Source organism: Yeosuana sp. (assembly GCF_057126245.1).
This window is the reverse complement of record NZ_DBNGMQ010000067.1, coordinates 1-4,992: the sequence shown is the minus strand read 5'-3', so window position 1 is coordinate 4,992 and position 4,992 is coordinate 1. Positions and strand designations below refer to the sequence as shown.

At 29.9% G+C, this 4,992-nt stretch carries 5 protein-coding genes; 1 reads left to right on the top strand and 4 read right to left on the bottom strand.

Annotated features, from left to right (window positions below):
- Nucleotides 1-386: 386 nt before the first annotated feature.
- Complete coding sequence (locus AC15TD_RS08435) at nucleotides 387-887, bottom strand: hypothetical protein (RefSeq protein WP_484451700.1); 501 nt, start codon at nucleotides 885-887, stop codon at nucleotides 387-389.
- Between the two features lie 56 nt (nucleotides 888-943).
- Nucleotides 944-1,741 (bottom strand): class I SAM-dependent methyltransferase, encoded by a 798-nt coding sequence (locus tag AC15TD_RS08430; RefSeq protein ID WP_484451699.1) that lies wholly within the window; start codon nucleotides 1,739-1,741, stop codon nucleotides 944-946.
- A gap of 308 nt (nucleotides 1,742-2,049) precedes the next feature.
- Between AC15TD_RS08430 and AC15TD_RS08425 the strand changes: the two genes are divergently transcribed.
- Complete coding sequence (locus AC15TD_RS08425) at nucleotides 2,050-2,919, top strand: hypothetical protein (RefSeq protein ID WP_484451698.1); 870 nt, start codon at nucleotides 2,050-2,052, stop codon at nucleotides 2,917-2,919.
- A gap of 184 nt (nucleotides 2,920-3,103) precedes the next feature.
- Here AC15TD_RS08425 and AC15TD_RS08420 read toward each other — a convergent pair whose 3' ends face one another.
- Both AC15TD_RS08420 and AC15TD_RS08415 read right to left on the bottom strand, forming a co-directional pair.
- On the bottom strand, nucleotides 3,104-3,880 hold the full coding sequence (locus AC15TD_RS08420; protein ID WP_484451697.1) for a DUF6090 family protein: 777 nt from the start codon (nucleotides 3,878-3,880) through the stop codon (nucleotides 3,104-3,106).
- Nucleotides 3,881-4,041: 161 nt separating this feature from the next.
- Nucleotides 4,042-4,830, bottom strand: coding sequence for a DUF6090 family protein (locus AC15TD_RS08415; protein ID WP_484451696.1), 789 nt, complete (start codon nucleotides 4,828-4,830; stop codon nucleotides 4,042-4,044).
- Between the last annotated feature and the right edge of the window lie 162 nt (nucleotides 4,831-4,992).

Here is a 4,992-nt window from a genome sequence, read left to right as displayed (position 1 = left end):
CTATTGCGTATTACCTAGTTAATCAATGGTTAAATTTATTTACATATAAAGTTTCTTTGAGTATTTCAAATTTCTTAATTGGTGGCTTAATTATGATATTATTTTCATTTGTGGTTATGAGTATAACCACTCTGAAAAGGGCGAACTCTAATCCAGTTAATTCATTGAATTTTGATTAAATGGGTTTATTAATACTCATTTTTTGATTTTAATTATACCAAATTTGTACTTTTTATTTGCCGGGCCAATAAAAGTAATGTTCTATAGCATTAAATTACACAGAATATGAAAAAAATAGCGGTTAAATAACGCTATAGAACAAAGTATATGACTTTCATGCCCAGCAAAAGCTGGTCACACCGCATATACGAGCCGTTATACTTTCGTTATTTTTCAACTTTAGATTCTGAAAATATTTTATTCATCCATTCAGAAAAATCTTCAGAAAAAGCAAAACCAACCTCATTCCAATAATCCTCAAAACCAGGTGAGTCTAAAGTAGCGATAATAAATTTTGCATAATTTTTCCAATGGTTATCAGGCATAAGTTTCAACTTATAGTGATGATAATAGGTTTCTGCGTGAAGCAAAAGCATCATATGATTCCAATTTCTAAATTCTATATCGCCTGAACTTAGATCTTTCTCTTGCATTACTTTTGCCCAACGGTCAGAATGTTCTGCTCTGAATTTTGTTAATTCCAATGCAAATTCAGATAGTGAATGTCTTGATGCCGCTCTATTTACGCGAGTACTCTGTTTTACTTGTTTTGCTAAATAAACCAAGGTAATGACAACTGCTACTGACGCTAAAATTTCACTTATTAGCGCTATGTTTTCTAGATCCATATCTGTTTTTAATTTGGCGGTCTTTGCAAATAAGCTCAAACCTTCCGGTTTAGCACTTACTAGGTATGTTTTATAAACGTTGTTACCAAAAGTTTTTATTTTTCAGCATATCCAATCATAGCAGAATGTGGAAAGGAATATCCATTCTCTGTTTTAAAGGAATCACAATTTTTAATTACATCAATTTTTATATCATTTTGCTTATTTTCAGAAAATAAGTTTAAATTCCCCCAATCCCAACATCCATTAATTAGTGGGTCAAGTGATTGCATATTCCACTTTGTATCTAGCTTTTCTAATTTGAAATTTTTTAAACTAGCATTTGATACAAATGCATCATAAGTATCAAAATCTGTGACACCAAATAATGGTCCGTGAGGTAGTTCAGATAATTCGTGGTGGTTTCCAAAGGCTTGAAAAAAAGCTCCTAATGAACTTTGTTCTTGCTTTGCTCCCCAAACTGCAAAAGCAAATTTCCCATCTGGTTTTAAAACCCTGTTTATTTCCTTAAAAACTTTATTTGGTTCAGGTAAATGATGAACTATAAAATTGGCTATTACAACATCTATTGAGTTATCTTTTAATGGAATATTTTCAGCATCGGATTGTTTGAATGTGATACCACTATGTGTCGATTTAGCTTCATTTATCATTTTTTCAGAAAAATCAATTCCGATTACATTCGCTCCAGTTTCACTAATTTTCTTTGTAGAATTTCCAGCACCACAACCAATATCTAAAACAGAACAATTAGAATTGATATTTGTTTTGCTTATTAATAATGGAAGTGTTTCATTAGTTAAAGTAGCCCAAGTTTCATTGTAACTTGACGAGCATCTTGTCCAAGTATCTAATTCATATTCACGAATAGCTTGATGTTTTGATTGTTCCATAATATTATTTTTAGTGGTTAGTTTCAAATTTTTGTTAACGGTCTTGTGTATAAGCAGTGGCGGATTTTACTCAACTACTTTTTAATTTGCAATATACTTTAATTAAACTAAAAAGCGGTTTGAGTTAGCACCCAAACCTATATTACTTATACACATTATTAGCCTTTCGTTATTTATTAGTTTTAGCAAATACATATGTTTATTGTAACAATTATTGTAAATAGTTGTCTTATTGGAAATATAACAATTATAGTATAATGAAAATTAACAAAAACATTTTAGCTTTTTTAAGTCTAATCTTTCCACTTGTGCTTTCTGCACAGGTTGAGTCAGTATTTAATGATATTCGATTGAACCAGTCATTGGAAGTTGTAGCTCAAAAATTAAGCGAAATATCTGAAAAATCAAATATCATTTCCGTTGATAAGCCGAGTTTTCCATTAGCGAATAGCAAAGAAGAACACTTAGTTTGCTCACAAGTAAAAACAGATAATGGAATAATTAGTAGAGTTGTACTCACTTTTGCTGATGACAAACTTAAATATATAGAAGCAAGAGGAAATGTAGTCAAAGCTTTAACTAGTAAGCTTACAGATACTGCAAGAACTTACCTTAGTTATGATGTCTATGTTACCGAAAAATTATTTTTAAAAAAAAATGATGATGTTGCTTGGATACTAACTCAAGAGGCAATGCGTAATTATTTGTTCGCTTGGGAAAATCCATATCTAAATGTAGATTATAAATTTGAAACAAATTCTAAATCCTCAAGTCAAATACCTTCATTTATTAAAATGGGCGCAACCTTTGATGAGTTAAAGCCATTATTAGAAGTTAAAAGTAAATTTACAAGTACTGAAGAATTAGATGGAACTGATTCAAATGCTCAAATTCAAATCAACTGTTTTGGCGTTGATTATTTAGGATTTCCAAGAACATTTGAAACTCGATTTGGAAATAATATTTTAAATGTAGTTTGGATATTAACTGGAAAAGGAGAAGAAGATAGAATTAGAAAAGCCTTGACTAATCAGTATGGTAAGCCTATCTTTATTAATGATAATTGGGAAATATTTAATAATTGGCAAGTTGCTTTAAGAAAAGATAAGCCTGAAGTATTACTTATGGAAGAGAAAATAGGATTAGAATATAAAACCACCGGCTATTTTAAACAGTAATTCCCAACAAACTAATTCAAAGAATTTTATTGCAGCAATGTAGGGTAAACATAATGAAGGCTAACGTTTATGTATATGGAAAGTTGCGTGTTTGTGTACGAGGATTTTCCGAAGGAAAATCAGAAGCTAGCAAACGAGTAACAAACTTTGGTTTAGCTAAAACTAGCAATTTTTTATATACGGCTTAAGTTTGTCTTTTGATATTTTTATATTCCTCTATAGCTTTTAATAATTCTTTCCCAATAGAAATTTGTTCTTCATAGAAATTGGTCAGATAGGGTTTGAATAAAAACCCTCTGTGTAAAAGCGATAATACAACGTCATTTCCTGTATGTTTGCAAAGGTCATCTGTGTAATTACCAACAACTTCTGTAAGTTCTTGATTTGGTTTTGTGTCTAGTTGAAACCACTTTGTAAAAAATCCATTCTTATGAAATTCTAAATCTAAATCATTAGCCCAAACTTGGCAACTAGACTCTTCAAATAAAATTTTATCTGTGGCAGTATAGTAATTATAAATTAATTCTTCCAAATTTGAATTGTCGAGATATTGTAAATATCCAGAATTCTTTAATGACTCAAAACCACTTCTGTTGAAATTTATGGGTTGCTCAATTATCATTGCCAAAACGGCATTTGTTATAATAGATTGATTATTAGCACTAAAATCTCTTTTAGAAATAGATTCAGTTGCTTTGGCACATAATACAGATTGTTCTGTTCGGGTTTTTAGCATTAGTTGCCCAACTTGAATATCATTATTGACATTCTTTTCGATTTTTCCTAAATAATTTTTAAGAGATTGTTTTTCAGATCGTATATTATTTTGATTATTTACTTGAAGGGCTATAAGAATGCCTATTACAACTAGAATAATTTCTCCGATGGCATACATTAGATATTTGCTGAATTTGTTTTCAGTCAGCATTTTTTGGCGAATTCTTCTAAAGAACTTTATCATTGGCTTGTTGGTTGGTCATAATGAAGGCTAACGTGTTTGTATATGATTTGTTGCGTGTTTTAAGCACCTAATTTAGCAAATACAAACCGAATAGAAAATCCGTGAGGATTTTCTAGGTAAGCTTGCACTAGCAATGAATTATTCAAGGTGTTAGGCTTTGTTTAATTATTTAGTTCTCTTTGGACTAATTTTTTTATTATTTCATTTTGAACCGATAAATTTGTTATTACCTTATCTGCTAGAATATGGTAATGGTGAATATGTGGTAACCATCTTATAGCTTCAATTTTCGTAGAAAATTCCTGAACAATTCTATGAAAGTCTTTTTCTTCTAAATCAATATTCATATTATGTGTTGGATTTGTATTTCTAAGAGATGAAGAATTTTCTATTGCGGTTAAAATCTCAATTGATAATAGTCCAGCAGTTGCATGACTGAACTCTTTTTGAGCATCTTCTAAATTTAATATCATTTCCCAATGATCTGCATCTATATAGTAATTTGACAATAAATTCCTTAATTTTTCGGATTGAATTAAAGACATTTTTCCAGAATTTAATAATTCATTGTAAACTATTTTTGAAAGAGGCAAATAAGAACGCCAAGTTACTTTTTCAATACTTTCAATAATTTGTATTGAATTTTTATTGGACAGTAATGGGTTTTTTATAACATCGGTCAATATCTTGATTTGATTAATTCGATCATTAGAAAGGCCTTTAGAAAAAGTTAGAGTTTTGTAATCACTTTCAAGATCAACAAGTAATCGCCTAAGATAATTTTGTTCAATAAGATTTTCCTTTCTACTTTCATTCCAATTATTAATGCTTAAGGCAATTAAAATCCCAATAACTACCAGAACAATCTCACCTATAGCATAAATCAAATACTTACTGAATTTATTTTCAATGAGTAATTTTTGTCTAATTTTTCTAAAGAATTTTATCATTGGTTAGCGGTTTGTCATAATGAAGCACAACTGTTTTATACACGTCTTAAGTTTGTCTTTTGTTAAATTAGATCAATAAACCAGAAAGAACAAAAGAGAGGAATAAGGTTATTATACACGCAGAAGCTTTAGACTTCGTCAACATTGAAAACCCCCTCTCTT